The sequence below is a fragment of the Mesorhizobium sp. M7A.F.Ca.CA.004.04.2.1 genome, assembly GCF_004022825.1.
In the GTDB taxonomy this organism is placed as follows: domain Bacteria; phylum Pseudomonadota; class Alphaproteobacteria; order Rhizobiales; family Rhizobiaceae; genus Mesorhizobium.
The window spans coordinates 1-4,491 of sequence record NZ_RZPH01000465.1; the positions used below are offsets into that span (position 1 = coordinate 1).

Sequence of the window (4,491 nt, forward strand, 5' to 3'; positions counted from 1 at the left end):
GGCCTTGCCACGCGACCAGACGGAGGGCTGACAAGATGTCCCTGCGCCGCAACTTTGAACTCGAGGAGGAGGACGAGGCGTTCCTCCAGCAGTATGAGCGTCCGTGGGAGACCATCATCGACGGATCGCCATGGGTGCTTATCCACGACTTTCCCGTGCCCAAGGGCTACGACCATGACAAGGTCATAGCGGCGATCCGGATCGAATCCGGCTATCCGCATGCCCAGCTCGATATGGTTTACTTCTATCCCGGACTCCAGCGCATCGACGGGCAACCGATCGGGCGCACGGAAGCACGGCAGGCCCTGGACGGAAAGACGTTTCAGCGCTGGTCGCGGCACCGCACGGGAGCGAACCCGTGGAAACCCGGCTTCGACAATTTGGGCACGCATATCTTCCTCGTGGAAGAATGGCTTGAGCGAGAGTTCGAAAAATGCCCGGCAAAATGAGCCTCGCCCTATCGGGCGATCAGCACGCTCATCTGAAGAGCTTCCTCTTCCCCGGCGACGGCTGCGAAGCCGTCGCTATTCTTCTTTGTGGCCGCCGCAACGGTGACCGCGTGCACCGGCTGACGGTACGCGAAATTCATGAGGTTCCATACGATCAGTGCCTTGAGCGTTCGCCAATTCGCGTGGTTTGGAGTCCCGATTACATCGCGCCGATCCTGGAGAGAGCCACCGAGAAGGGGCTTTCTATCATCAAGGTGCACAGCCATCCGGGCGGATATCCTGAATTCTCGGACATCGACGATGACGGCGATCACCGGCTTCTACCGATGATCCGCGGCTGGGTTGAGGCGAATATCCCGCACGGCAGCGCGGTCATGTTGCCTTCTGGTGAAATGTTCGGCCGCGTGCTGCTCGACTACGGCGTCATGCGTTCCTTGAGCTGCATCAGCGTGGCGGGCGATGACCTCCTCTTCTGGTATCCGAACAGCGGCAACGTCGAGGTTCCGAGTTTCGCCGCCTCGCATGCGCAAGCGTTTGACGAAGGCACGATCGAACGCCTTGGCAAGCTTTCCATCGGCGTTATCGGCTGCTCGGGAACGGGCAGTCCTGTGATCGAGCAGCTGATGCGTCTTGGGGTCGGCGAACTTGTCATCGTCGATGATGATGCGATCGAAGATCGCAACGTCAATCGGATCATCAACTCCACAATGGAAGATGCCCGGCTGGGCCGGAAGAAAGTCGACGTGATCGGCGACGCCATCGACCGAACCGGTGTTGGCACCAAAGTCATTCGGCTGGCCCAAAATCTGTGGGACCCGGACGTCGTCCGTGCGCTTGGACAATGCGATGTGCTCTTCGGTTGCATGGACACGGTTGATGGACGCTACCTGCTGAACTGTATCGCAACCCAGTATCTCATCCCCTACTTCGACATCGGAATAAGGCTCGACGCCGTACGTGATGGGTATAATCGCGGACAGATTCGGGAAGTGTGCGGGACGATCCACTACCTACAGCCAGGCCGCTCGTCGCTGATGAGCCGCGATCTGTTCTCGATGGATGACGTGTCGGCCGCGGGACTACGCCGCACAGATCCCGAGGCGCATCTATTGCAGGTCGAAGACGGCTATATCAGAGGTGTCGCAAATCGCCGACCCGCCGTGATCAGCGTAAACATGCTGGCCGCGGCACTTGCCGTTGATGAATTCCTCGCCCGGCTTCACCCGTTCCGCGAGCTGGTCAATCGGGAGTATGCAAGCGTTACGTTCAGCCTCGCCAGCATGGAACTGATCACCGAGCCCGAAGTAGGAATATGCTCTATCCTGTCCTCGAAAGTGGGCCACGGCGATGTCCGCCCGCTTCTGGGCATACCAGAGCTCGGAAAGCGGACTACATGACCTGGCTGATTCAGTTTCTGGCGTGGCTGCTTTCGCTCCCGGGGCGCTGGTTCGATCGACCATACAAGACGATCGTCGTGCGGATCGCACTCCCTGGAAAATTGCGTAAGAAGACCCTCTACGTTGTCGAAGAAGACGGCTTCGAAGAACAAGCCGCAATGCTCTGCCCTCGCTGTCACGACCACATCCTTCACATGAATCTGCTGCCCGACGAGCGACCCTGCTGGAAAGTGACGCGGCATGAAGACGGCACAGCGACGCTGCACCCCTCCGTCTGGAGGAAAAAGGATTGCGGTGTTCACTTCTGGTTCCGTCATAGCCGTGTCGAGTGGGTGAAGGAAACGACGACGCTGCAATAGGTTGGTAATCCCATGGACGTTACCCTTCCTCGCTCCGTCGAAGAGATAGGACGGCCGAGCGTGGCTTCCTTCTCAGCCTTTCAAAACGGATGCACGACCCAGCGACACAGGCTATGTTGCCCCGTCCGGCCGAGGTCGTCGAAGGGGGAGGCATGACATGCAGGCAATGCCGATAGCGCATCAAGCCGCGCAACCCGTGGTCTCCCTGACCGGCTATCCGGCCGCCGTGCTGTGCTGGCTGCTTTCGGCTGGTGTCTATATCGCGGCCAAATGGGTGGCGCCTGAAATGCCGCCCTGGGGCCTCTGCTTCTGGCGGCTGACGCTGGCCTGCGCCATCCTGCTGCCGATCGTGCACCGTCATCACGACGCGATGATCGGGCTTTTGCGAACGCGCGCCGTGGAGGTCGTCGCCGTGGGGGCGATCGGCCTCACGCTGTGCCAAGGTATGATCTACCACGGCCTCAACGACACCGACGCCACCACGGCCGGCATCATCATGGCGCTGTCGCCGGTCATGACGATGGTGCTCGCCCGTTTTGTGCTTGGCGAGCCGCTCGGCCTGTGGAAGTCGCTTGGCGCCCTGGTTGCGCTTGCCGGGATGATCTTCATCGTTGCCCATGGCAACCTGACGGCGCTGCTGCAACTCAAGCTCAACGCCGGCGAGCTGTGGATCGTCGGCAGCGCGTTCTGCTGGGGCCTCTACACCGTGCTTTTGCGCCGTGCCAAATTCGGCATCGAACTCCTGCCGATGGTCGTGCTGCTGCTCGGCGCCGGTGCGCTGGTCGCCTTGCCTTTCCATGTGTGGGAATTGTTCAACGACGAACGCTCCGCCATGGACGTCGACAGCCTTCTCGCACTCGCCTATCTGGCAGGTCCCGGCGGCGCCTTGATGTACTATCTCTACAACAAAAGCGTGCAAACGCTGGGCGCGAGCCGGGCGAGCATGCTGCTCTACCTGCAGACGGTGTTCGTGGCCATGCTCGCCTATCTGCTGCTCGGCGAGGGCTTGCACGATTACGATCTGGTCGGTGCGGCCTTCATCGTCGCCGGCATCGTACTCGCCACAATGGTCAAGCCCAGGCCGGCTCAACCACGCGTGGCGTAGAAATCTCGCGGGTGACGGCTGTGCGGCGGGCAACAAAAAACCCGCCTGCGCGGCGGGTCACTGGCGCAAATCAGCACCATAGGCAAAAATGTAGCATAGCTGCCCTCACCGGTCAAGAAAAAATTCCTATCCACGTCAGCCAAGGTGCCCGCCGGACACATGCATTCCCGGGCCAGCGGCGCACTTGCGGTGGAGGCCGACATTCAAACGAAAGTAAATTCAGTTCCAACTTGACGGAACATTAGCTAGAGCTAATTGTTGATCTGTGCGGCAGGTGGTGCCCTCCATCGCCTGCCGAAGATCGGCCGTCCGATCGGCCCGCGTCCTCCGCCAGAGGCGCGGGCTTTCGGGCCGGGTGACCGGCCAGCCCTCGCAACGGTAGTTCTGTCCTCAGCTTCCGGTCATTTCGCCAGTCCCTCATCGGGGTTTCGCCGCCTTTTGGCCTTCAGGCTGCGGGCGGCTTGCTCGATTGCCGCGCGGTCATTGCCCAGGCGGTCGAGCAGTTCCTGCGCCTCGTCGCCCGATATGCCGGTGCGCACCGCCAGCGCCTCGACCTCCAGCACGTCGGAGCTGGCGATCTCGCCGGTTTCGGGCAGCGCGTCATCCGCCGTCAGCGGCAGGGCCGACTCGCGGTCGATCTCCGCCTCGGCCTGGTGCCAGTGCCGCTCAGGGTCGCCGTGCATGCGGCCTTCCCGTTCCCAGATCTGGTAGGCGCGCTCACGAATTCTGTCGTCCCGGTCGTCGCTCATGGTCAGTCCTCCTTGGGGTCAGGGTTGAACGCCGCGCCAGTGCGGACGCTCCGGAAAATCCGCGCGATCGGATCGCCATGCCGGGCGGCGCGCGGGGCTACTGGCATTGCCGTCTCGGGCCGCCTGAATAGGGCTGGTAGGAGTTGTCTTCCGGGCGGTAGGAGCGGTAGCGGCTGAAGCAGGAATCGACATGGTCGGCCGAAAGTGCGGCGCCGCCATCGTCGGCAACGTAGACGCCCAGGCCGGCGCCGTTTTCGTCGCCATCGCCGGCGGCGGGCAAAACAGCCTGACCGGCGGCTTGGAGATAGGGCGAGATGCAGGGGCGCAGCTGCCCGCTGTAGGAGCGATAGCTGTTGTCGTCCGGATGGTAGGAGCGATAGCGGCTGGCGCACCAGGCGAGATGCGAAGGCGGCAATTCGGTCGTCGTGGGCG

At 61.9% G+C, this 4,491-nt stretch carries 6 protein-coding genes; 4 read left to right on the forward strand and 2 right to left on the reverse strand.

Annotated elements, in window-relative coordinates:
• From EN893_RS20110 to EN893_RS20125, 4 genes are all read left to right on the forward strand, one after another.
• Nucleotides 1-449, forward strand: a 449-nt coding sequence (locus EN893_RS20110; RefSeq protein ID WP_245490869.1) for an E2/UBC family protein, incomplete at its 5' end; no start/stop codon positions are given.
• Nucleotides 434-1,846, forward strand: a complete 1,413-nt coding sequence (locus EN893_RS20115) for a ThiF family adenylyltransferase (RefSeq protein ID WP_236382736.1) — start codon at nt 434-436, stop codon at nt 1,844-1,846. The genes EN893_RS20110 and EN893_RS20115, both read left to right, overlap by 16 nt.
• Nucleotides 1,843-2,205, forward strand: coding sequence for a DUF6527 family protein (locus tag EN893_RS20120; protein ID WP_127268633.1), 363 nt, complete (start codon nt 1,843-1,845; stop codon nt 2,203-2,205). Before EN893_RS20115 ends, EN893_RS20120 begins: the two co-directional genes overlap by 4 nt.
• 157 nt (nt 2,206-2,362) lie before the next feature.
• The gene (locus EN893_RS20125) at nt 2,363-3,310 is read left to right on the forward strand and encodes an EamA family transporter (RefSeq protein ID WP_127272007.1); all 948 of its coding nucleotides are present in this window, start codon (nt 2,363-2,365) and stop codon (nt 3,308-3,310) included.
• A gap of 401 nt (nt 3,311-3,711) precedes the next feature.
• Here EN893_RS20125 and EN893_RS20130 read toward each other — a convergent pair whose 3' ends face one another.
• Both EN893_RS20130 and EN893_RS20135 read right to left on the reverse strand, forming a co-directional pair.
• Nucleotides 3,712-4,059 (reverse strand): DUF2934 domain-containing protein, encoded by a 348-nt coding sequence (locus EN893_RS20130; RefSeq protein ID WP_027035205.1) that lies wholly within the window; start codon nt 4,057-4,059, stop codon nt 3,712-3,714.
• A gap of 97 nt (nt 4,060-4,156) precedes the next feature.
• Nucleotides 4,157-4,491 (reverse strand): BA14K family protein (locus tag EN893_RS20135; protein ID WP_164900975.1); only part of this gene is annotated, 335 nt, incomplete at its 5' end.

Bases quoted from the DNA above. Each gene is read 5' to 3' on its own strand.
- EN893_RS20130 (WP_027035205.1), bottom strand. From the start codon at position 4,059: ATGAGCGACGACCGGGACGACAGAATTCGTGAGCGCGCCTACCAGATC.
- EN893_RS20115 (WP_236382736.1), top strand. From the start codon at position 434: ATGCCCGGCAAAATGAGCCTCGCCCTATCGGGCGATCAGCACGCTCAT.
- EN893_RS20125 (WP_127272007.1), top strand. From the start codon at position 2,363: ATGCAGGCAATGCCGATAGCGCATCAAGCCGCGCAACCCGTGGTCTCC.
- EN893_RS20120 (WP_127268633.1), top strand. From the start codon at position 1,843: ATGACCTGGCTGATTCAGTTTCTGGCGTGGCTGCTTTCGCTCCCGGGG.